Below are 22,121 nucleotides of genomic sequence, written 5' to 3'. Positions count from 1 at the left end.
AGGATCGCGCCAGTGATTGCAGTTCTTGTTTTACGGCAGCACGGCTAAAATTTAATGATGCACGTTATAAGTTAGAAAAGCTGAGGATAATTTATAAATGCAGTAAACGCTATACAGATGCTGCTGTTAAACTTGGCGATAACTCTTCGGGGATACATGCAGTGACTGGTTTAGTTTGGCAACAAGAACGGGCAGAAATCATGAAGAAGTTCATCAACTTGGAACACGAATACGACAAGACATACACCTTTCTAATCGCAGAATTAAAAGAAAGCATGATGCAGCTAAATCTTTGCGAAGAACAATATGGCGTGCCGGATTGGTTTAACCGTTTTGGACTTGGATATTTTGAATTTATGCAAGCCCGATATTTAAGAGATTAGTTAGTTATGAAAGTTCTACTTTATTTATTGTTGCTGATGGCGTTCATTGGCTGTAAGCAGCAAACCGAGGATTCAGAAGATCAAAAAAGGGAAATTCAAACGCAAACTTCAGCTTCAGACAAACCTCAGCTCACTTCCAATTCGCAGGAGCAAATTGCTGTTGAAGGAGTAACAGAGGCATTGGAAAGCTTAGGTAGATCTGATCTCACCGACGAACAATTGGCGCAAATGGGGGTCAGTCGTGAAGTCTTTGAACAGTTTATGCAACAGGCTTTGGACAGCACCAATCAACAGCAGGGATTGTCTTCTGTCTGGGGTGCGGTTTTAAATGGTTCTACTGGAAATTTAGAAGATCAAGTTGCGGCAGAAAAGCGAGCAATTGCTTTAATTCGTGAGGTTTCAGGGGTGCAGCAGGCTACCTTTGTAGAGGATCACTTGCGCAGAAAAAAAGGAAGGAGTCTGGAACAACTGAATCTCTACAAGACTTTGGCAGAAGTAGATGCTGTTGAAGCGCTTGAATTGATGCTCGCACATTACAAGGTGTCTCAAGAAGAGTTCGGTTTGATGACCTTATTGCCCTCCTTGAATCGTATGCTTTCCAAACGAGAAATTGATTCCTTATATGGAGCTTCTTTGCCACCAGCTTACAAAAGACATTTGACAAGCGGAACTGCGAGTGCTGGTTTTCAAAAATTCCACGATAACTACCGTGTGACTTTGGAGAAAGCGTATCAGGATTTTAAAGCTCAGTTTGCTCGTAAACAGAAGACATTTCATCGTTTGAATCCTTCCTGGGAATCTCAAAAGAATACAGCTGCTAATGTCTATAAGGATTCTAAAAACCGATATATTTATTTGCCTTTGGGCGAGGCTTCTTTTGCTGACCAATTGATTAGTTTCAAGCAAGGGCAAGGGGGAAGTAACCAACAAGGAATCTTGGGATCTCCAAATATGCCGGTGGCTGAGTTGCTGGGAGCGGACCCTAGGTTCTGTAATTTAGGGGTTGGGGGACAAGCTATCCTGCATTTTAAGGATAACGCATTAATCAATGTAAATGGTCCTGATTTGTACATTTTCGAAATGGGGAAAATTGAGCCAACTCGCTTGGAGATCTCTAAAGATGGAAATACTTGGATTGACCTTGGTGTCATTCAGGGCGGTACTGCAGCAGTGGATATAGAAAACTTTGTGGATCCAAGTGACTATTTTACTTACCTCCGTCTAACAGATCTGGAAACAGAAAGTGAAATTCCAGGAGCAGATATTGACGCTGTCGCAGCTATTGGCGGTGCTTTTAAGATTGAATTGGATAGTGCTGTGCTCTTTGATTCAGGTTCCTATGCGCTTAAGCCTGAGGCAAATGCTGTCTTACAAGACATGCTTTCTTTATTAAATGATTTCAACAGTGGCACACTCCTTATAGAGGGACATACGGATAATGTGGGCAACGCCAAAGATAATTTGGCGCTGTCTAAAGCACGAGCTGAAGCTGTTGCCCAATTCATAGAAAGTCAGAACGGAAATCAGCTATTTAAAATGATCACTAAAGGATTTGGCGCATCACGACCAGTTGCCTCCAATGCCGATACTCAGGGTAGGGCTAAAAACAGACGGGTGACTTTGGTGTATAGACCGGATTGAGTTTGCTTACTTCCCAATACAGAAGTTCGCGAAAATGTTCCCCAAAAGTTCGTCATTGGTGATCTCTCCAGTGATCTCTCCCAGATGATAGAGCGCCTGTCTGATGTCAATAGCTAAAAGGTCACCGCTCAGCTGAGCCTCCATGCCTTCACGTACTTTGGTGATCTCTTCCAAGGCTTTGAGCAGGGCGTCGTAGTGGCGGCTGTTGGTCACTATGGATAGATCGTTCTTTAGCGCACCGGTATTGACAAACTCCAACAGACCTTCTTGCAAGGCTTCTACGCCTTCTTTGGCTTTGGCAGACATCAACACCTTTTGGGTTTGGTGTAAGTCGGTTACAGCCTGTTCTAGTAATTCGTTTGCTTCTGACTGCTCTGAACTTTCAAGCAGGTCTAATTTATTGGCCACCACCAATACTGGTTTCTGCGGATGTTTCTCTTTCAAGGATCTGAGCTGCTGAGTCAATTCCTGTGGTTGGGCTAGAACTTCTGTTGCTTCCAAAAGATATATGATCACTTGGGCTTGGTTGATCTTTTCAAAGGTCTTTTCAATCCCGATGCGCTCTACGGTATCTTCTGTATTTCGGATTCCTGCCGTATCAATGAATCTAAAGTTCAAGCCGCCCACACTGATCTCATCCTCAACGGTATCTCTTGTGGTTCCCGCTATGTCAGAAACTATGGCGCGTTCCTCATTAAGAAGCGCATTGAGTAGGGTAGACTTCCCAACGTTTGGCGCTCCTACAATAGCGACCGGGATTCCGTGTTTGATCACATTTCCAATTGCAAAACTATCCACCAAGCGTTTGAGAACAGCTTGCAATCGTTCTAAAAGCGCTTCAAAGGCGGATCGGTCTGCAAACTCCACATCCTCCTCACTAAAATCGAGTTCCAATTCAATAAGCGAGGCAAAGTTGAGCAGTTCTTGGCGCAGGGTTTTGATCTCTTCGGAAAAGCCACCGCGCATTTGCTGCATGGCTACTTGATGCGCCGCTTCGCTATCAGAGGCAATAAGATCTGCAACGGCCTCGGCTTGACTGAGGTCCATCTTTCCATTAATAAAAGCGCGAAGGGTAAATTCCCCGGGTTTGGCCGCACGACAGCCTGAGGCTAAGGCCAAATTGATGATGCGTTGTTGGATATAAGGCGATCCATGGCAAGAAAACTCCACCACGTCCTCTCCCGTGTAGGAGGTAGGTCCTTTATACAAGATAGCTAGGACTTCATCAACTGTTTGTCCATCTGCCACAATATGCCCCAAATGGGCCGTGTGTGTTTTTTGTGCCTTGAGTTGTTTGTTGTGAATAGAAACAAAAAGTTGGTCAGCAATATCAAAGGCCTCTTGGCCAGACAATCGAATCACGGCAATGGCTCCAGTTCCTGGAGGCGTGGCTAGGGCAACTATGGTCTCTTGTTGAATCACAGCGTAAAAATAGCTAATTCGCGCTACAGTTGGACTTAAAGCAGGCTGTAACATTTTATTTACGCCGCGACTAATAAAACAAAAACCCAGAAATGACGACAGATTCTAAACCTTCAAAAATTAAACAACTCGCCGCCGTGGCCGTGCTTTTTGGCCTTGGATTCTTGTTCGGATATTTTGTATTAGCCTCAATACTTTAATTCCATGGAAGTAATCAACGACAGCAACACTAAATCAAACAACCAATTAGTAGTGATCATGCACCTTTCTCAATTACTGAATTTAGTTTCTGGCCTTGGCGGGATCATAATACCACTAGTAATCTGGCTATCTCAGCGTGAACGCGATACGGCCATTGATGATCATGGTAAGCAGATTCTGAACTTTCAGATTACTATGTTCATTGCAGCTATTGTAGCTATTCCTTGCATCTTTTTGTTCGGATTGGGAATACTCATGCTGATCGGAATTGGCCTGCTTACTTTGGTAATTCCTATCATAGGAGGAATCAAGGCGAGCAATAACGAATTCTTTGAATATCCGTTCACTTTACAATTCATTAAATAACATACAGAAGATCAATCAAATAAAAAGCCGCTATTAAAGCGGCTTTTATTAATTAACACTGAAAATGGTTAGTTGTTTAACATAACCGGCATGACGAGCATGGTTACCTGCTCGCCCTCATCCAAGCCGTCTACAGGCGTTAGTATTCCTGCTCGGTTTGGAAGCGACATTTCCAAGGAAACGTCTGTACTGTTTAGGTTGCCCAGCATTTCTGTCAAGAATCTGGAATTGAAGCCAATTTGCATATCGTCTCCCTGATAGTCACAGGTCAAGCGCTCTTCGGCTTTGTTGCTGTAGTCGATATCCTCTGCAGAAATATTGAGTTCTGCTCCGGCGATCTTTAAGCGTATTTGGTGTGTAGTTTTATTGCTGAAAATAGACACCCGTTTTACCGAGTTTAGGAACTGGTTGCGGTCTATGGTCAGTTTGTTTGGATTCTCCTTTGGAATTACTGCTTCGTAGTTCGGGTATTTCCCATCGATCAAACGACAGGTCAAAGTAGTATTGTCAAAGCTGAACTTCGCATTCGCCTCATTGTATTCTACCTTTACTTGTTCCTCACTCCCTGCCAAGATGCTCTTTAAGAGATTCAATGGTTTTTTAGGCATGATGAACTCTGCAGCAGCGGCAGCAGCCACATCAGCGCGCTCATACTTTACAAGCTTGTGCGCGTCCGTAGCAACAAAGGTCAATTTATCTGTTGCAAACTGGAAGAATACACCGCTCATTACCGGGCGAAGATCATCGTTTCCGCTTGCAAAGATCGTTTTAGAGATGGCTGTTGCTAAGACATCACCCATGATCTCTGTTGTACTTGGATCGCTCAAGGCAATTGCAGATGGGAATTCAGCGCCATCCGCATAGGCTAAAGCATACTTACCGTGATTGGAGCTGATCTCAACGGTATTGTTGTCCTCTACAGTAAAGGTCAAAGGTTGCTCCGGAAAGGTTTTCAAAGTGTCCAAAAGCAAACGCGCAGGGATACATACCTGTCCGCTTTCACTGCTTTCTACTTCCAGTTTGGCACTAATGGTGGTTTCAAGATCTGAGGCAGATACCGTCAAGGAATTGCCGTCCAAATCGAACAAAAAGTTATCTAAAATGGGTAGGGTATTGTTGTTATTGATAATACCACCCAATACTTGTAATTGTTTGAGTAAATAGGTACTTGATACTATGAATTTCATCCGCTGTGAATATCGTGTGTGACTGCGAATCACAAGTGTTCGCTACTATTACAAATATATCGCATCACTGCCGATTGCGGAAACTAATTTATTAACAACTAGCTTGCGTATTTACGGCGTCTGCTCCAGCGGTAACCGAATCCAATAAGACCCAGCAAAGTCAATGGTAACAAGATGTTTAGAGCTTGCCACTGGGTCGCGTCGCGGCTAATTTTTTGTTGATCCAAAAAGGCGAGCGCAATTTCTTTAGATCGAATGTTTATAAGTCCGCTATCGTCTAAGAGATAATTGACCGTATTGAGCAAGAATTCTTTGTTGCCGTAGAAGTTTCCAGTTAGGCGATCATAGCCCAATTCCAAAGGTCTGTTGCCTTGAAGTTCATTCTTGATCAGATCGCCATCACTAACCACAACCATTTTAGAAGCAACTCCTTCATCCTTATGCCCAGAATAGACGTAGGGCTTTTGTCTGTTTTTAAATACTGATGTAAAAGCTCCTTCCAACAAAACTGCCATAGGTACCTCTCCAGCATTGTATCGCGTCGGGTCTGGTCCTTCACCTACGGTTTTAAGAAAACTTTCAATCTCTTCTAGACGAATCAAGTTCGGTACACCCCGCAGTGCAGAAAGAGGCGAACTGCTCAGCAGTATAGTTTTGTCAATCCCATTGTCTAAGGTGTCAATACCAGAGGCGTATTGGAATTTAACCGCCTCAATATTTGTGGTTATCGGGTGCTCAATGCCACTGGCTGTAAGTGGCGTATAGAACCAAGGGTAGCGTTCGTATTGAGATTCCTGACCGTCACCAGTAGCCAACACCAAAGGTGCTGAATACACATCTTGTACCACGTTGGGATTAATTCTGACTCCATATTTGAAAAAGAAATCAGTTAGATTGAGATCTTTTGGAGTTGCCAAATATTCTCCGGTAAGTTGGAGGCTGTCCGTTTCCATGGTAATGGCATCCACCAACCACAAGGATTTCCCACCCTGCATTTGGTATTGATCCAAAATGTACTTTTCTGCAGTATTGAAGCGCTGCGTAGGTTTGGCCGAAACAAGCAGATCAAATTCATTGAGTTTGCTTAAAGTACCACTGGGATTGGTGGCTACGGAGTCTAAGGTGAACTCAGCTATAAAATAATAATCCCTCAAGCTTCTAAAGAAATCTGCTATATATGCATCATCCAACTGTCCGTTGCCTTTGAGTACCGCTACTTTGCGTTTTTTGGGTTCGATCACTTTAGAAAAGCCATCAGCAAAGGCGTATTCCAAATTTTGGATGGAGTTCAATACGCGTTCCTCCATGGCAGTTCCGAGCTGATTCTTGAGTAACGGAACAGCTACAGTTTTTTCCTGATAATTAGCTAAAGCCCAAGGGTAGACCAATACCTGATTGGTTTGCCCGCCTTGACGCACAGTGGCACGAGCTGGTAAGATCCCCATATTGGCCAACTGTTGTTGAACTTGCTCTGGATTTTCTTCATCTTCCAAGACGTTGACAAATTCAAAAGTGACGCGTCTATTTACACTTTTAAAGCCCTGTAAGAGCTGTTTGGTCTCTGCCTGAAGCTTTCTGAATTCAGAAGGGAATTCACCCTCTAAAAAGACGGTAACATTTACAGGAGCCTCTGCTTTTTCTAGAAGCTCTACTGTAGCCTTATTAAGACTGTATCGCTTATCAGCGGTGAGGTCAAAACGTTTGCTCGGTAAAATAAACGAAACTGCAACCAATGCTATAAATAGCCCAACTGGTTTTATAAACCGCTTGGGTTGGATGCGCTTTCGTCCGCGGAGCAGGGCCATTTCTGTGGCGGTCAAAAACAATAAAATAAAAGCAAGGAAGTACAATAGATGCTTGAGATCTATGACACCACGACCGAGATCTTCATACCGCCATTGCATGCCCAGATCGCTGAGTATTCCCGCGCCTGATCCAAGACTTTCTGCAAGACCTTGAATGCCAAAATATCCTCCGAAGCAACCAATAACACCAAATAAAAAGGCCACGATCTGATTGCTGGTCAAACTACTGGCAAGCACTCCAATACTGGCAAAGGCAGCCATCAGAAAAAAGAGCCCCAAATACGAGCCGAAAATACTTCCGTAGTCTAGCAAATCTGTATCGATCTTTAAGCTCTCTAAACTCAACAAATACAAAAAGGTGGGCAATAGGCTTATGAGCAGTAATATTAGAATGCCAAAATATTTGGCCAATACTAAGCCGCTGGTGCTAATAGGTTTGGTCAATAAAAGCTCAAGGGTTCCGCTGCGTTTTTCTTCACTAAAACTTCGCATACTCACGGCAGGGATCAGGAAAACCAAGATCCAAGGAGCCAATTGAAAAAAGCTCGCTAGGTCTGCAAAACCCGCATAGAGAATATTGAAGGGACCGTCAAAAACCCATAGGAACAAGCCGTTGACCAACAAAAACACCCCGATCACCAAATACCCGACTGGGGAAGAGAAGAAGGAGGCAATTTCACGTTTGATAATGGCGATCATGGATTATAGAAATTTAACGGTTACAGTATCGCGATAGCCTAAACCAAAAAGGGTAGAGGCGCTTCCCACGGTACTCGGGTTGCTTTTATAAATGGCCAGCTCTAAATAGCCAGAAGAGTTCCAAACAGCTAACTTTTTGCCATCCTCTTCTCTGCGGTCTGGATGGACGTCAAAGTTAATGGCATCGCTGTAGCGTTCAAAAACCTTATTGAAGCGGACGGTTCTGGCAGAAATATTAAAGCCACGACCTTTGCGCGTATTCTCAAATAAGGTTCGATTGATATTGGTGATCACATTCCCGTAATTGTCAATATAAATAACGTTCCCAATGATCTGGGTAGCATCTGCATTGATCACAGGGGTGATCCCTTTGAGTTGTTTGATTTGCTGAATGTCCTTCCCAATAACATCCAAGGTCCCTCCACGAGCAATGTGACAGGCCACCTCCACAAACACATCCAATACCGGGAAATTACTCTTTAAACGATCGTGAATATTGATTTCTACCATTTTTTCTGGTCGGAATTCCTGAGTGATCATAGAAATGATCCCATTGTCCGCGCAAACAAAATAATGTCCGTCCAAATACACGGCAATATGCTTGTTCTCCGGATTGAGTTCTGAGTCAATTCCGATGATATGAATAGTCCCTGCCGGAAAGCTTTTATAGGCGTTTTGAATGATGTAAGCCGCTTCACTGATGTGAAAGGGTGAGATGGAGTGGGAAATATCTACAATCCGCACCTCGTCTAGTGCGCTGTAAATGCCCCCTTTTACTGCTCCTGCAAAGTGATCTTTCTCTCCAAAATCAGTTGTTAAGGTGATAATTGGCATCCCTTGGATTGTTGATATTTTGTTAATTCTTTGAGGTAAAAATAACCTACTTTTGTTTCAAACAAAACTAAGTATTTCTAAGTTTATTGCAATCTTAAAACCACCTCGCTTTTGAACGAGCTTATTATTGAAATCACCGAGATCAATCCTCGGGAGCTATTTGGCCAGCACAATGCCAATATAGAACTGCTAAAAAAGTACTTCCCTAAGCTAAAGATTGTAGCACGCGGCAGTAAGATCAAAGTATACGGAGATGAAGAATTGTTAGAGGAATTTGACAAGCGCTTCACCATGATTCTGGAGCAATTCGGCAAATACAACAAGCTGGATGAAAACGTTATTGAACGCGTATTGACCAGTACGAGTCGTGCCGATTATGAAACGGATCAAAGCAGTGGAGAGGTTATTGTTCACGGTGTCAACGGGCGTTTGATCAAACCACAAACGGTCAATCAGCGCAAATTGGTAGAAACCATGCGCAAGAACGATATGGTCTTTGCCATTGGACCTGCGGGTACCGGTAAGACCTATACCGGTGTAGCTTTAGCTGTAAAAGCGCTGAAAGAAAAAGAAGTAAGACGCATTATCCTAACACGTCCTGCAGTAGAGGCAGGGGAGAACCTCGGTTTCTTACCTGGTGACTTGCAAGAGAAGTTAGATCCCTATATGCAGCCACTCTATGACGCGCTGCGCGATATGATTGCGCCGGAGAAGTTGGCTTCTTATATAGAAAAAGGAGTGATTCAAATTGCTCCAATGGCCTTTATGCGTGGACGCACCTTGGACAATGCCTTTGTGATCCTTGACGAGGCGCAGAATACCACCCATGCTCAAATGAAGATGTTCTTAACCCGTATGGGAAAGAATGCTAAATTCATGATCACGGGTGACCCTGGGCAAATTGACCTTCCGCGTCGTACCATCTCTGGACTCAAAGAAGCACTTTTGGTATTGAAGGATATCAAAGGGGTTGGAATTGTGCACTTAGATGATAAAGACGTGATTCGTCACCGACTGGTAAAGAAAGTAATTGCTGCGTATAACCAAATCGAAAACCGCAACTGAAATGAAGGGAACTCTAATGTCCACTGATTTTGATTTCCCAGGACAACAAAGCGTCTACCGTGGGAAAGTGAGAGAGGTTTACACTCTAGATAACGATATGTTGTTGATGGTAGCTACGGATCGCCTCAGCGCCTTTGACGTAGTAATGCCTAGAGGGATTCCTTATAAAGGGCAGATTTTGAATCAGATCGCTACGCAAATGATGCGTGATACAGAAGATCTAGTTCCAAACTGGCTCGTGGCTACTCCAGATCCCAATGTAGCTATTGGAAAGGCCTGCGAACCTTTTAAAGTGGAAATGGTGATTCGCGGTTACATGAGTGGTCACGCCGCTAGAGAATATAAAGCAGGCAGACGTATGCTTTGTGGCGTTCCTATGCCAGAAGGGATGCAAGAGAATGACCCTTTCCCGGAACCGATCATCACTCCGGCAACCAAAGCAGAAAAAGGAGATCACGATGAAGACATCTCTCGTGAAGACATTCTAAAACGCGGAATAGTTTCGGAAGCTGACTACGCAGTCTTAGAAGATTATACCCGCAAATTATTCCAACGCGGTACTGAACTAGCAGCGAAACGCGGATTGATTCTTGTGGATACTAAATACGAATTTGGAAAGACCAAGGATGGAGAAATTGTTTTGATCGATGAGATCCACACGCCGGACTCTTCTCGTTATTTCTATGCAGAGGGCTATCAAGAGCGTCAAGATCGCGGAGAAAAGCAAAAGCAGCTTTCTAAGGAGTTTGTACGTCAATGGTTGATCGCTAATGGATTCCAAGGGTTGGAAGGACAAACTGTACCTGAGATGAGTGATGAATATATAGACAGTGTATCTGATCGCTATATTGAACTCTTTGAGCACATTACAGGCACCGAATTTCAGCGTGCTAATCTCTCAAACATCACTGAGCGCATTACTTCAAACGTAAATAATTATTTGAACGCCTAGGCGTAGTACTTTAGAATCAATAAGATTTGTCCTATTAAGGCAGGAATTCCTTGTACAACAAAGATCTTTTTACTCACGCTGATGGCGCCGTAAATCCCAGCTACTAGGACACAGGCTAAAAAGAAGTGAGCTACTTTGTCTGCCCATAATTCATCAGCAATAAAAAGCGACCAAATCAGGCCAGCAGCTAAAAAGCCGTTGTATAAACCTTGATTGGCAGCCATACTTTTGGTCGGTTTAAAGAGTTCTTTTTTGAAGCCTCGGAACACTTTTGGACCTCGAGATTCCCAAGCAAACATTTCGAAATACATAAAGTATAGGTGCAGCAGTGCAACCAGTGATACGATTACTTTAATTGCGATATCCATTTTATTTTGAGTTTTTGCGTTTCCATTGGTAAACATAACCAATGCTGAATTCTGTAAAGTCGGCTTGCCCTAGATTGGCCTGTAAATGCGCCCCGAGGAACACATTGTGTCTGGGCGATTTCTCGTTACCAATCAGGTAGTATTTAAGCCCTAAGCGCGACGAGATCAGTTTTTTGATCTGGTATTTGGAGTTGAATTCACCCAACTGCCAGCTCTCAGGTACTTCCCGAGGGGTATTGTCCCAGCCTTCATTCAAGCGCCAGTCAATTTGATAGCCCGGCTTGTGTAAATTTACCCCAAGCTGCAAATCCAGCCCGATGTGATTCAGCTGGAACTCTCCATTAAAGGTAATGGCAAAATTACTGGCGTAGCGCCACGGATCTTCTTTAAAGAACTCAAATTCCCGGCCGTCTTGAACCAAGGATTCATCATTCTTTATATAGTCGTAATAATGTTTGTATAGTCGGTATCCGAAGCCAATTCCTAGCTTAAAGGTATTGTTATACACCCTTCCAAACTCTCCCGCAAAGCTGTATACGCTGCGTTGATCGTTTATAGCTAGTGCCAAGACATTAAAGCCTTGCCCGTAGCGCAGAGAAATATAGTTCTGAGTGCTTTTGTCATAAGAAGGTAAACTGCCTTCCGGTAGCAATTCAAACTCTGGTTCGTGAAAAGCAACAGAAACACTTGCTAGGACCGAGTTATACCCTTGATTTAACAGTCGCGTATGTCCGTTGGAATGGTGGGAGTAGTTGATTCCAAAATGCCAATCAGTGTTTGTTGTTTGTAAAAAGCGATAATAAAAAGCGGTTCTAAATGCCCAGGTGATATCGGTAGTGACCGCTTGATTGTTGGGGTTTTTTGTCGCGTCAAATTTATCGGTGTGATAGGATCCACCCATTCCCACACGAGCGGTAAATTTATCGTTCTTGAAAAGTCTAAAATGCACGTAGGGAATGACAGACACTGCTAGACCCAAACTGTCTCTGTTTCCAAAGTTGGTCAAGCCTAGAGACAAACCGGTTATCGGAGCTTTTAAGCGTTGTGCCCATTGCTGCGGATTGTTGGCGTTATTCATGCCAAAGTTCATCACAAACTGATATTGCAAGCCAGTATCTGGAAAGTTGCTGTTGGACTCAAAGGTCTGTCCAAATAAAAATTCTGGGTTTAGAATTCTGGCGTTGGTTCTCCAAGAACTTTCATTTTCTTGACCGTTCGCCGTTAAAAATGCAAAAACAAAAAGGAAGACGCAGCTAAAGTGCCTCATAGTTGGTTGTTAGTTGGTGCAGTCAAATTAGGGTAAGTTTCCCAATTGACAAAATATGCCAGAGGACAAAAATAATAATGGTATTTTAGGCTTTTATTTAGCAGCGCAGCATGGAATTACTCGATAAGATCGTAGCCGAATTTGCCTCATTTGTATGGGGATTACCATTATTGATCCTTCTTATTGGAGGTGGATTGTATTTGCTGATCCGATCCAGATTCTTGCCCTTTCGTTATTTAGGACATGCCATTAACGTGCTGCGTGGAAAATACGACGACCCAGACGATCCCGGTCAGATCAACCACTTTGAAGCTTTGACCACAGCCTTGTCGGCAACGGTAGGGATGGGTAATATTGCAGGAGTAGCTGTAGCTATTGCCCTAGGTGGCCCAGGAGCTGTCTTTTGGATGTGGGTCTCTGCAGTGGTCGGGATGTCCACAAAATTCTTTACAGCGACCTTGGCGATCTTGTATCGCGGCAAAGACAGTGCTGGAGAAGTACAAGGTGGCCCCATGTATTTTATTGAAGAGGGGCTCGGCAAAAAATGGAAGTTCATGGCCGTTTTCTTTAGTATGGCTGGTATGATAGGAGCCTTGCCGGTATTTAACGTAAACCAGCTAACTCAGGCCATAAATGATATCCTCTTGATCCCCAATGATATTCAAGTCGGGTTTGAGTCCAATTTGATCATTGGCTTGATCTTGGTAGGTATCACTACTATTGTCATTGTTGGACAGTTATCTCGAATTAGTAAAACCGCAGCTAAGCTCGTACCGTCCATGGTATTGCTGTATTTTGTTGCTGTCCTTTATATTCTAGGAGTCAATTTTGATCAAGTACCCAAGTACTTAAGCCTTATTGTTACAGATGCTTTTAGTGCAGAATTGTATTCTGGAGAGCCGCTCTTTGGTGGTTTGGTTGGAGGACTGATCCTTTTGGGGATACGCCGTGGAGCTTTCTCCAACGAAGCAGGTATTGGTACAGCACCCATGGCTCATGGGGCCGCAAAGACCAGCGAGCCAACGCGAGAAGGATTGGTGGCCATGTTAGGTCCGGCAATAGACACTTTGATTGTTTGCACGCTTACCGCTTTGGCCATTTTGGTAACTGGAGTTTGGGAAACCAGTGCTGCAAATGGAGTTTCTTTAACGGCTTCTGCTTTTGAGAACAGTCTACCAGGTATAGGAAGCTATATCTTGCTGATCTGTATTGCAGTCTTTAGTATCTCTTCTTTGTTCTCCTATTCTTATTACGGAAGCAAATGTATGAGCTACCTCTTTGGAGCCCATAACAAGAAGTACTACAATATCTTTTATATAGGAAGTATCATCTTAGGAGCGACGACTTCATTGAGTCTAATGATCAACTTGATTGATGGGGTTTTTGCACTTATGGCGATCCCAACCATGCTGGCCACGATCATTATGGCACCAAGAGTTTTGAAAGAGGCGCGCCGTTATTTTAAAGCTTTAAAGGAGGATTAGTTTGCGTTGAGCAGGCTGTCTAGCTGTTTGCTGAATTTCTCCGCACCGTCTGGGTTGAGGTGATTTCCATTTCTAAAATCGGTGACCATATAGCGAGGATCGGTCTCAGCGATCAACACGCGCATCTCTGGATAAGGAACACGCAGTGCTTTTAGAATACTGTCTCTTCGCTTTAGGATGTTAGGATCTCTTTTTTCATTGTAATTGGTAAAAGTTGGCGGGCTAATGATAACAACTTCAAGACCGCGATAATTGCAAAAAGTCAACATGTCTTTAAAATATGCGGCATTGTATTCTAAGGTCTGTCGTGACTCTCTTCTGCTGATATTTATCGGATCGTTAAGGATCTTTTTAAGATCGTAATTCAATTTTTTAAAACGTCCTTCATAGTTATCCAACTCAAAGCCATGTCGGTTGAATTGCGGCAGGCTGTCTTTGACATAATGCCCTAGGAGTTGTGTGGTAAAGAAGCCTGGATGTGACATATACAGCAGACTGTCTGCTGGGGTTGTGGGTCTGTTGAATGTATTTATGCCATAGTATTTTAAAAACGCAGGGCGCTTCCAATAGTACTTGGAATTGTGTGGAACTTCAAAGTGTCCGTAAGACACCTCAAAAACCACTGTTTTTAAATTTGGAAGCCGATCTACCAATCCATTAAGCAGCTCAAAATCGGTATTGTGATGTTGCGCGCTAGAGCTGATATTGAGCGTGTTCTTGCTGATCAAAGCAGCATTGACGCTGTTCTTAATTTGGGAGGAACCAAAAACGGCAACTTCAATATCCTCAGCTTCCTCATTTAAGTAGTCACCGACAATACTGTAGGTACTCGGAATTTTACCAACCATCACTTCTAGAACAGTTGCAATGATCACTACCGGTATGAAGAAGATCACCACCGGCAGCCCAAAGCGCTTTAGGATCGCCTTAAAACTGGAAATAGATGAATTCTTCTTTGGGTCCGGCATATCGAAAGATAAAGAATATAAACAGATAGTACATAGCCCAACGCGCTACACGTCCGGTCTTGGATTCGATCTTTACAAAGGGATGGTCTTGATTTCGTGTAAAGTATTCCATCATAATTAACAGAGGAATAAAAAGTACACGCCACCCGATCTCTAAAGAGAATGGTTCTGACGGAACGCCTTCTAGAATCCGGCCAATGATGAAAAAGGCCATATCTAGATTCTCCGATCTAAAAAAGATACAGGAGGTCATGATCAAAGTAAAACTGTAGATCACGGTGAGCCCTAAAGGCATTTTGGTAAGGTAATAGTTTATATTAACTACTTTTCCCTTAATGGTCACCGGAATGCGTTCTATGGAAATGGTTAAGGCTTGAAAGAGGCCAAAGACAATGAAGGTCCAATTGGCCCCGTGCCATAGACCGATAAGTCCCATGGATACGAAAAGTGCTCCGGTACGCACTAGATAATTCTTACTGTTCTTAGCCAGCGGTCCATAAACATAGTCCGTAAACCATTTGGTCAGCGTTATGTGCCAACGTTGCCAGAATTCTGCAACTGATCTAGACAGATAAGGAATATTGAAGTTCTTACTCAGTCTAAAACCAAACAATCGTGCTGTCCCTATGGCAATGTCTGAATAGCCTGCAAAGTCACAATAGATTTGAAAAAAGAACAATACAGATGAGTAGAGTAGGGAAAGGCTCCCGTGATCTTCTGGGCTAGCGTAAATGGTATTGACCACTACAGCGGCATTGTCCGCAACAACTACCTTTTTAAAGAGTCCCCAAAGTATCTGTCTCAAGCCGTCTTTGGCCAGCTCCAGATCAAACTTGCGCTCTTTGTCAAATTGTGGCAACAGGTTTCGTGCCCGTTCAATAGGCCCTGCTACCAACTGCGGAAAAAAGCTCACAAAGCACAAGAAATTCATAAGATTCTTGCTGGGTTTTATCCGATCGCGGTAGACATCTATACTGTAACTCAGCGTTTGGAAGGTATAGAAGCTCAATCCTACGGGAAGAATAACCCGTAAAGAGCTAAAAACGTACTCATCGGCATTAAGTGCAAAAAGTTCACTAAACCCGGCGATGAAGAAATTGTAGTATTTGAAAATGAACAGCACCCCAAGGTTCCAAACCACACTCAGCGCCAGTATACTGTTTTTCTGCGCTTTTGACTTAGCTTTTGGGAGCAAGATCCCTACGTAATAATCAACAATAGAGCTGGCAAAGATCAGCGAGAGAAAACGCCAATCCCAAAGGCCGTAAAAGATATAACTGGCCACAAGCAGGACCAGATTCTGTTGTCTTATATTCTGCCTGCCTACTGCCCAATACACCAAGAATGCAATGGGGAGGAAAAATCCAAAACTAAGTGAGTTGAATAGCAAGGGCTATAAGTTTCCCGCAAATATAAAAAAAATGAAGCCTTAGCCTATGGGTGTCTCTACTTAGAGTAGCAAGAAAAATTCTTTACTATTCCCATAAAAAAACCCGGACGTTTAGCCCGGGTTTTAGAAAACAAATTTTGATTCTTAGAGCGCTTCTAGAATGTAAATATTGTCAATCGCAATATCCTCATCTCCAGAGTTGAGTTGGAATTGAATGCGGATACTCACTGTTCCAGACGCGGTAGGATTGGTTGTACCATTGTTTTGGAAAGTCCCGACAAAGTTGTCAAAGACATTGGTTACTTCTTTACCGTCTCCAAAGCCGTCTCCGTTGGTATCTACTCGAGGTGTATTGTTAAAGGCAGATCCTCCTGATTCGCCTTCGATATTCAATAGGTCATTCCAAGTAGTGTTATCAAAGCTGTATTGAATGATTACGTTGTCAGAATCATCCCAGTCTTGGTTAGAGCCATCGTCATCTTCAGCAAGTAATAACTCAACGAAAAGCTGTTCAGCACCCGATGCTAGAGTCAAATCAGTAAACTCTAAATAAACAGGAAGTGAAGCCCCTTCGCCATCAATATCCATTGCAGCGAAGAAGGAATTATTTACAATATTATCTACAACATACGCACCACTAATGTCATTACCGTCTGTTCGTAAGAAGAAATCTCCACCGCCGTCTGTAAATTCGGCAACACTAGTAGTGTAGGTCAGCGTATCATCTTCAAAATCCTCAAAAGCCAATACTGAGGCACAAGGGTTATCTGTAGAAAATGTTCCGGTTTTGTCATTTGCAGAACCTGTAAAATACCACTGTCCAATAAGTTGGGTACAATCTACAAGACTGTTACCGTATATCACGGTTCCATTCCAATTTATGGTTCCAGCTCCAAGTGAGATTCCACCAGTATCACCGACATTACAGTAGTCAAAATTGCCAGCTGTAGCGCAACCGTCTTGGGCACCATTGCCGTTGTAGGTATTTCCCCTAAAGCTCGCTTGAGCCGTATATGTTTGGTCGCCAGTTCCGTCGCCTGAGATCATTACATTAAAAGTACGAGGCGAAGGATTAGCACAATCCACACAAACGTAGGATCCTGTTAGCGAAGTTACAGGTACACGACTTGTTGATTTAGCAGTTATGATATCTGCAGCTTCCTTTTTATATACCACATCTGTAACTGAGGAATTAGAACCGTCTGCATCCGCAGAGAAAAGAAAAGAAATGTCATTGCCGCCAAAGGCAACTAGATCAATGGCCTCTCCTTTAACGATAGGTGCTTTACTGCGAGCAACAGTGGTAGTTCCGTCATTGAAGTAAAGTGTTGCCATTGCAACATCTTCCTGTATAATTTTAATGGTTACTGTAGCACGTGCATCTCCTTTAGCTGTAGAGAAGATACCTTCATATACACCAAAGTTGGTGTCATCAAAAATTTTGAGATCAAAAGCAGTATCGTTTGGCGTTGTCAGTTCTTGCTCGTCTTGTGAACAAGCGGCCATAAAAAGGGCACTTAGAGATAGGATAAGTAGTTTTTTCATCGATTAGAATTTAAGCCCCAAAAATACGAGAATTTGACCCCAGCAACAAGCAATTTACAATTCGATAAACAAGATTTTATAAATCGTTTAAACAAAAAAAACCTGGATTTAACATCCAGGTTTTTTTCAATCCTTTTGCAGCTTAGTCAAAGTAGCTAAAGCTCTCGCCATCTTTGATTTTAAGTACAGATTCATAAATCAATTTGATCACGTTTTCCACATCTTCCCGATGCACCATTTCTACCGTGGTGTGCATGTAGCGCAGCGGCAAAGAGATCAGGGCAGAGGCCACCCCGCTATTGCTGTAGGCAAAGGCGTCGGTATCTGTTCCTGTGACTCTAGATAGGGCAGAGCGCTGGAACGGAATGTCGTTGTCTTCTGCAGCTTCAATGATCAGATCGCGTAGCTTTTGTTGTACCGCAGGAGCATAGGCGATCACTGGCCCTTCGCCAATCTTTTGATGTCCTTGCTTCTTTTTATCAATCATTGGCGTAGTGGTGTCGTGAGTCACGTCTGTCACGATAGCAGCATTGGGTTGAATGCGCTCTGCGATCATCTGCGCGCCGCGTAGACCAATTTCTTCTTGTACGGAATTGGTCACGTACAAACCAAAAGGCAATTTCTTTTTATTCTCCTTGAGCAGACGAGCAACCTCGGCCACCATAAATCCACCCATACGGTTGTCTAAGGCGCGGCAAACAAATTTGTCCTTGTTCAAAACGTGGAACTCGTCTGGATAGGTGATCACGCAACCTACGTGAACGCCCATTTTTTCTACTTCTTTTTTGTCTTTGGCTCCAATATCAATAAAGATATTCTCTGGTTTTGGTGCTTCTTCCTTAGCGCGATTGCGCGTGTGAATTGCCGGCCAACCAAAAACTCCTTTTACAATTCCTTTTTTAGTGTGAATGTTTACAACCTTAGATGGAGCTATTTGGTGATCACTTCCTCCATTGCGAATCACATACAGCAGCCCATTGTCAGTAATATAATTGACATACCAAGAGATCTCATCCGCATGCCCTTCAATGACTACCTTGTATTTAGCGTCTGGGTTGATCACTCCAACCGCCGTTCCGTAGGTATCTGTGATAAATGTATCTACATAGGGTTTAAGGTACTCCATCCAGAGTTTTTGCCCGTCCCATTCGTATCCGGTTGGGGCTGCATTATTGAGATAAGCCTCCAAAAAGGCCATTGATTTTTTGTTTAATATGGATTTTGCCATTGCGGGTAATTGTTTAAGAACTCAAATTTACAAATTTTAACTAGGCCTATTGGAGCGGCTTTTATTAATTTTGGAATGGTTTTAGCAGCCACATCAGTTATGAAAAGAAACCTACTTGTATATATAGGAGTATTTCTGTTGAGTCTCAACTTTCAAGTTCAAGCGCAAGACGAGCGCGAGAATAGTGTTGTTGAAATAGACAGCAGCGAACGCTTCTTTTATTTTGTAGAAGGTGATACCATCCCCAGAGAGTTCATTGACCTGGATGAGGTAGTACTGCTCAATAAGTTGGAATTCACTTCCAAAGAAGATCGCCGTCGGTATTTGATCCTCCGTAGAAAAACACGCAAGGTATATCCGTATGCCAAGTTGGCTGCAGAGCGCTTGCTTTCCTTGCAACAGCGTTTGGACAGTATAGAAGATAAGCGCCTGCGTAAAAAATACACCAAGCGTATTCAGAAATATATAGAAGGAGAGTTTTCAGAACGTCTCAAAAAGCTCACGCGCACAGAAGGACAGATCTTGGTCAAACTAATTTACAGACAAACGGGCAGAACGGCCTTTGATCTTGTGAAAGAACTGAGAACCGGTTGGCGGGCATTCTGGTACAACACTACGGCCAGCATGTTTGACATTTCGCTCAAAGAAGAATACAAACCCTTTGAGGTTAAAGAAGACTATTTGATAGAAGATATTTTGGAGCGCTCGTTCCAAGCCAATCTTCTGGAGCGACAAAAGCCCGCCTTTGATATTGATTTCCTGGATCTTACCGATCATTGGGACAAGCAATAGCTGTTAATAAGTCTGCAAATTTTATTTTGCCAGTCTCTAGATTGGTTGTATCTTAGTATTTCGCCTCTAGCCGTACCTGGCATTGTGCGACGAGCGTTCTAAAATTTATTATGGGGTTACCGCGCCACGCTACTACAGGGCTTAGAGCTCGTAGCAGACGTTTTGCGGTCGGGCGTTACGCTGCAATTCCTCGGTTCACCTTTGGTGCACCTGTGGGATTTACGCTACACTCCCTAACCCAGAATTCTATAAAACGTAACAAATCAAGGCGTTAGAAAATGTTGAAAAAAAACTTCTAATTTTTTTTCATTTTGGTTTGGTTTAAAGAAAAACGGTGTTGTATATTTGCACCCGCTAAACGGATGAGTGACTACAAAACACGAGTTGCGTTGAGCGAAAAAGAAAGAACAAAAGTTCATTGATATATTGAATTGACAGTGTACAATACTAAAGGAAACTTTGGTGTTGAAACGAATAAACCGAGTAAAAATACCCTGAGAGATTTTTTTGGTCAAACTTGGATATAGTAGTTGTTTAAAATTATTTAAGATTAAACGATGAAGAGTTTGATCCTGGCTCAGGATGAACGCTAGCGGCAGGCCTAACACATGCAAGTCGAGGGGTAACAGGAAGAAGCTTGCTTCTTTGCTGACGACCGGCGCACGGGTGCGTAACGCGTATACAATCTGCCTTGTACTGGGGGATAGCCTTTAGAAATGAAGATTAACACCCCATAGTATATGACTGTGGCATCGCAGACATATTAAAGGTTACGGTACAAGATGAGTATGCGTCCTATTAGCTAGATGGTGTGGTAACGGCACACCATGGCGACGATAGGTAGGGGCCCTGAGAGGGGGATCCCCCACACTGGTACTGAGACACGGACCAGACTCCTACGGGAGGCAGCAGTGAGGAATATTGGACAATGGAGGCAACTCTGATCCAGCCATGCCGCGTGCAGGAAGACTGCCCTATGGGTTGTAAACTGCTTTTATACGGGAAGAAACACCCCCACGTGTGGGGGCTTGACGGTACCGTAAGAATAAGCACCGGCTAACTCCGTGCCAGCAGCCGCGGTAATACGGAGGGTGCAAGCGTTATCCGGAATCATTGGGTTTAAAGGGTCCGTAGGCGGACAATTAAGTCAGAGGTGAAAGTCTGCAGCTCAACTGTAGAATTGCCTTTGATACTGGTTGTCTTGAATTATTGTGAAGTGGTTAGAATAAGTAGTGTAGCGGTGAAATGCATAGATATTACTTAGAATACCAATTGCGAAGGCAGATCACTAACAATATATTGACGCTGAGGGACGAAAGCGTGGGGAGCGAACAGGATTAGATACCCTGGTAGTCCACGCCGTAAACGATGGATACTAGCTGTTCGATTTTCGGATTGAGTGGCTAAGCGAAAGTGATAAGTATCCCACCTGGGGAGTACGTTCGCAAGAATGAAACTCAAAGGAATTGACGGGGGCCCGCACAAGCGGTGGAGCATGTGGTTTAATTCGATGATACGCGAGGAACCTTACCAGGGCTTAAATGTAGTGGGACAGGTCTAGAAATAGACCCTTCTTCGGACTCATTACAAGGTGCTGCATGGTTGTCGTCAGCTCGTGCCGTGAGGTGTCAGGTTAAGTCCTATAACGAGCGCAACCCCTGTTGTTAGTTGCCAGCGAGTAATGTCGGGAACTCTAACAAGACTGCCGGTGCAAACCGCGAGGAAGGTGGGGATGACGTCAAATCATCACGGCCCTTACGTCCTGGGCTACACACGTGCTACAATGGTAGGTACAGAGAGCAGCCACTGCGCGAGCAGGAGCGAATCTATAAAACCTATCACAGTTCGGATCGGAGTCTGCAACTCGACTCCGTGAAGCTGGAATCGCTAGTAATCGCATATCAGCCATGATGCGGTGAATACGTTCCCGGGCCTTGTACACACCGCCCGTCAAGCCATGGAAGCTGGGGGTACCTGAAGTCGGTGACCGCAAGGAGCTGCCTAGGGTAAAACTAGTAACTGGGGCTAAGTCGTAACAAGGTAGCCGTACCGGAAGGTGCGGCTGGAACACCTCCTTTCTAGAGAAAGACGACTATGATCTATATCATAAAAAACGGGTTTGTACTAAGATAACTTGCTTAAGAATTTTTACTTGGTTTACTGTCAATTTAATAAATAATGCAGTCTCATAGCTCAGCTGGTTAGAGCGCTACACTGATAATGTAGAGGTCGGCAGTTCGAGTCTGCCTGAGACTACGACGTTCATTGTAAAGAATGACATTTTGGAAATTTTAGAAGTTGAGTACTTCATCAATTAAAAGGGAGGGGTTATTGGCTTCTTGATTTTTTAAATTATGGGGAATTAGCTCAGCTGGCTAGAGCGCCTGCCTTGCACGCAGGAGGTCATCGGTTCGACTCCGATATTCTCCACGATCGGCTTATGATTTATATAGGTATCCTAAACTACTTATATAGGGAGGTTGAAAACGTTCATTGACATATTGGGAAAAGAAATACGAGAAAG

The 22,121-nt window shown here is 43.5% G+C and carries 16 protein-coding genes, 2 tRNA genes, 1 rRNA gene and 1 pseudogene; 10 read left to right on the top strand and 10 right to left on the bottom strand.

The window, feature by feature from the left end; all coding sequences use genetic code 11:
* Together ACSLP7_RS07370 and ACSLP7_RS07365 are read left to right on the top strand one after the other, a co-directional pair.
* Nucleotides 1-383: pseudogene (locus tag ACSLP7_RS07370) on the top strand (hypothetical protein); the annotation flags it as partial.
* 6 nt (nucleotides 384-389) lie between these two features.
* Nucleotides 390-2,024 carry an OmpA family protein gene (locus ACSLP7_RS07365; RefSeq protein ID WP_435578701.1) on the top strand — a complete coding sequence of 545 codons (1,635 nt, stop codon included), beginning with the start codon at nucleotides 390-392 and terminating at the stop codon, nucleotides 2,022-2,024.
* Between the two features lie 6 nt (nucleotides 2,025-2,030).
* Here the strand turns inward: ACSLP7_RS07365 and mnmE are convergent, their stop codons facing one another.
* On the bottom strand, nucleotides 2,031-3,500 hold the full coding sequence (gene mnmE / locus ACSLP7_RS07360; RefSeq protein WP_435578700.1) for a tRNA uridine-5-carboxymethylaminomethyl(34) synthesis GTPase MnmE: 1,470 nt from the start codon (nucleotides 3,498-3,500) through the stop codon (nucleotides 2,031-2,033).
* 150 nt (nucleotides 3,501-3,650) lie between these two features.
* Between mnmE and ACSLP7_RS07355 the strand changes: the two genes are divergently transcribed.
* On the top strand, nucleotides 3,651-4,013 hold the full coding sequence (locus ACSLP7_RS07355; protein ID WP_435578699.1) for a DUF4870 domain-containing protein: 363 nt from the start codon (nucleotides 3,651-3,653) through the stop codon (nucleotides 4,011-4,013).
* Between the two features lie 68 nt (nucleotides 4,014-4,081).
* On the opposite strand, the gene dnaN is transcribed toward ACSLP7_RS07355, so the two are convergent.
* The 3 genes from dnaN to ACSLP7_RS07340 all read right to left on the bottom strand — a co-directional run bounded on the left by dnaN (nucleotide 4,082) and on the right by ACSLP7_RS07340 (nucleotide 8,538).
* Entirely contained in the window at nucleotides 4,082-5,200 is a 1,119-nt protein-coding gene (dnaN, locus tag ACSLP7_RS07350) for a DNA polymerase III subunit beta (protein WP_435578698.1), read from the bottom strand.
* A 98-nt stretch (nucleotides 5,201-5,298) separates the two neighbouring features.
* Nucleotides 5,299-7,704, bottom strand: a complete 2,406-nt coding sequence (gene gldG, locus ACSLP7_RS07345) for a gliding motility-associated ABC transporter substrate-binding protein GldG (RefSeq protein WP_435578697.1) — start codon at nucleotides 7,702-7,704, stop codon at nucleotides 5,299-5,301.
* Nucleotides 7,705-7,707: 3 nt separating this feature from the next.
* Nucleotides 7,708-8,538 (bottom strand): SAM hydrolase/SAM-dependent halogenase family protein, encoded by an 831-nt coding sequence (locus tag ACSLP7_RS07340; RefSeq protein WP_435578696.1) that lies wholly within the window; start codon nucleotides 8,536-8,538, stop codon nucleotides 7,708-7,710.
* A gap of 111 nt (nucleotides 8,539-8,649) precedes the next feature.
* Here ACSLP7_RS07340 and ACSLP7_RS07335 point away from each other — a divergent pair, with 111 nt between their 5' ends.
* On the top strand, nucleotides 8,650-9,603 hold the full coding sequence (locus tag ACSLP7_RS07335; RefSeq protein ID WP_435578695.1) for a PhoH family protein: 954 nt from the start codon (nucleotides 8,650-8,652) through the stop codon (nucleotides 9,601-9,603).
* 1 nt (nucleotide 9,604) lies between these two features.
* Complete coding sequence (locus ACSLP7_RS07330; RefSeq protein ID WP_435578694.1) at nucleotides 9,605-10,555, top strand: phosphoribosylaminoimidazolesuccinocarboxamide synthase; 951 nt, start codon at nucleotides 9,605-9,607, stop codon at nucleotides 10,553-10,555.
* Here the strand turns inward: ACSLP7_RS07330 and ACSLP7_RS07325 are convergent.
* Entirely contained in the window at nucleotides 10,552-10,923 is a 372-nt protein-coding gene (locus ACSLP7_RS07325; protein ID WP_435578693.1) for a DUF1304 domain-containing protein, read from the bottom strand. The genes ACSLP7_RS07330 and ACSLP7_RS07325 overlap by 4 nt on opposite strands.
* A gap of 1 nt (nucleotide 10,924) precedes the next feature.
* Nucleotides 10,925-12,190, bottom strand: coding sequence for an acyloxyacyl hydrolase (locus ACSLP7_RS07320; RefSeq protein ID WP_435578692.1), 1,266 nt, complete (start codon nucleotides 12,188-12,190; stop codon nucleotides 10,925-10,927).
* 110 nt (nucleotides 12,191-12,300) lie between these two features.
* Here ACSLP7_RS07320 and ACSLP7_RS07315 point away from each other — a divergent pair, with 110 nt between their 5' ends.
* A complete protein-coding gene (locus ACSLP7_RS07315) occupies nucleotides 12,301-13,674 on the top strand; it encodes an alanine/glycine:cation symporter family protein (protein WP_435578691.1) in 1,374 nt (457 codons plus the stop codon).
* Here ACSLP7_RS07315 and ACSLP7_RS07310 read toward each other — a convergent pair.
* The 4 genes from ACSLP7_RS07310 to ACSLP7_RS07295 form a co-directional block, all read right to left on the bottom strand.
* Nucleotides 13,671-14,642 (bottom strand): hypothetical protein, encoded by a 972-nt coding sequence (locus ACSLP7_RS07310; protein WP_435578690.1) that lies wholly within the window; start codon nucleotides 14,640-14,642, stop codon nucleotides 13,671-13,673. The two genes, ACSLP7_RS07315 and ACSLP7_RS07310, sit on opposite strands and share 4 nt — an antisense overlap.
* Nucleotides 14,602-16,032: an MBOAT family O-acyltransferase gene (locus ACSLP7_RS07305; protein WP_435578689.1), complete on the bottom strand. Its 1,431-nt coding sequence runs from the start codon at nucleotides 16,030-16,032 to the stop codon at nucleotides 14,602-14,604. The genes ACSLP7_RS07310 and ACSLP7_RS07305 overlap by 41 nt, the downstream gene beginning before the upstream one ends.
* A 144-nt stretch (nucleotides 16,033-16,176) precedes the next feature.
* Nucleotides 16,177-17,577, bottom strand: a complete 1,401-nt coding sequence (locus ACSLP7_RS07300; RefSeq protein WP_435578688.1) for a hypothetical protein — start codon at nucleotides 17,575-17,577, stop codon at nucleotides 16,177-16,179.
* Between the two features lie 142 nt (nucleotides 17,578-17,719).
* Nucleotides 17,720-18,805 carry a M42 family metallopeptidase gene (locus ACSLP7_RS07295; RefSeq protein ID WP_435578687.1) on the bottom strand — a complete coding sequence of 362 codons (1,086 nt, stop codon included), beginning with the start codon at nucleotides 18,803-18,805 and terminating at the stop codon, nucleotides 17,720-17,722.
* A gap of 99 nt (nucleotides 18,806-18,904) precedes the next feature.
* Between ACSLP7_RS07295 and ACSLP7_RS07290 the strand changes: the two genes are divergently transcribed.
* The 4 genes from ACSLP7_RS07290 to ACSLP7_RS07275 all read left to right on the top strand — a co-directional run bounded on the left by ACSLP7_RS07290 (nucleotide 18,905) and on the right by ACSLP7_RS07275 (nucleotide 22,027).
* Complete coding sequence (locus ACSLP7_RS07290; protein ID WP_435578686.1) at nucleotides 18,905-19,597, top strand: DUF4294 domain-containing protein; 693 nt, start codon at nucleotides 18,905-18,907, stop codon at nucleotides 19,595-19,597.
* A 554-nt stretch (nucleotides 19,598-20,151) separates the two neighbouring features.
* Nucleotides 20,152-21,675: ribosomal RNA gene (locus ACSLP7_RS07285) — 16S ribosomal RNA — on the top strand.
* A 104-nt stretch (nucleotides 21,676-21,779) separates the two neighbouring features.
* Nucleotides 21,780-21,853, top strand: a tRNA-Ile gene (locus ACSLP7_RS07280).
* Between the two features lie 100 nt (nucleotides 21,854-21,953).
* Nucleotides 21,954-22,027, top strand: a tRNA-Ala gene (locus tag ACSLP7_RS07275).
* Nucleotides 22,028-22,121: the final 94 nt, after the last annotated feature.

The organism is Gilvibacter sp. (genome assembly GCF_965601605.1).
GTDB lineage: Bacteria > Bacteroidota > Bacteroidia > Flavobacteriales > Flavobacteriaceae > Gilvibacter.
The sequence above is the reverse complement of the archived record's forward strand: the minus strand, read 5'-3'. Positions and strand labels throughout refer to the sequence as shown.

Coding starts and splice junctions, on each gene's coding strand:
- ACSLP7_RS07365 (WP_435578701.1), top strand. CDS start 390: ATGAAAGTTCTACTTTATTTATTGTTGCTGATGGCGTTCATTGGCTGT.
- mnmE (WP_435578700.1), bottom strand. CDS start 3,500: ATGTTACAGCCTGCTTTAAGTCCAACTGTAGCGCGAATTAGCTATTTT.
- ACSLP7_RS07355 (WP_435578699.1), top strand. CDS start 3,651: ATGGAAGTAATCAACGACAGCAACACTAAATCAAACAACCAATTAGTA.
- dnaN (WP_435578698.1), bottom strand. CDS start 5,200: ATGAAATTCATAGTATCAAGTACCTATTTACTCAAACAATTACAAGTA.
- gldG (WP_435578697.1), bottom strand. CDS start 7,704: ATGATCGCCATTATCAAACGTGAAATTGCCTCCTTCTTCTCTTCCCCA.
- ACSLP7_RS07340 (WP_435578696.1), bottom strand. CDS start 8,538: ATGCCAATTATCACCTTAACAACTGATTTTGGAGAGAAAGATCACTTT.
- ACSLP7_RS07330 (WP_435578694.1), top strand. CDS start 9,605: ATGAAGGGAACTCTAATGTCCACTGATTTTGATTTCCCAGGACAACAA.
- ACSLP7_RS07325 (WP_435578693.1), bottom strand. CDS start 10,923: ATGGATATCGCAATTAAAGTAATCGTATCACTGGTTGCACTGCTGCAC.
- ACSLP7_RS07320 (WP_435578692.1), bottom strand. CDS start 12,190: ATGAGGCACTTTAGCTGCGTCTTCCTTTTTGTTTTTGCATTTTTAACG.
- ACSLP7_RS07315 (WP_435578691.1), top strand. CDS start 12,301: ATGGAATTACTCGATAAGATCGTAGCCGAATTTGCCTCATTTGTATGG.
- ACSLP7_RS07310 (WP_435578690.1), bottom strand. CDS start 14,642: ATGCCGGACCCAAAGAAGAATTCATCTATTTCCAGTTTTAAGGCGATC.
- ACSLP7_RS07300 (WP_435578688.1), bottom strand. CDS start 17,577: ATGAAAAAACTACTTATCCTATCTCTAAGTGCCCTTTTTATGGCCGCT.
- ACSLP7_RS07295 (WP_435578687.1), bottom strand. CDS start 18,805: ATGGCAAAATCCATATTAAACAAAAAATCAATGGCCTTTTTGGAGGCT.
- ACSLP7_RS07290 (WP_435578686.1), top strand. CDS start 18,905: ATGAAAAGAAACCTACTTGTATATATAGGAGTATTTCTGTTGAGTCTC.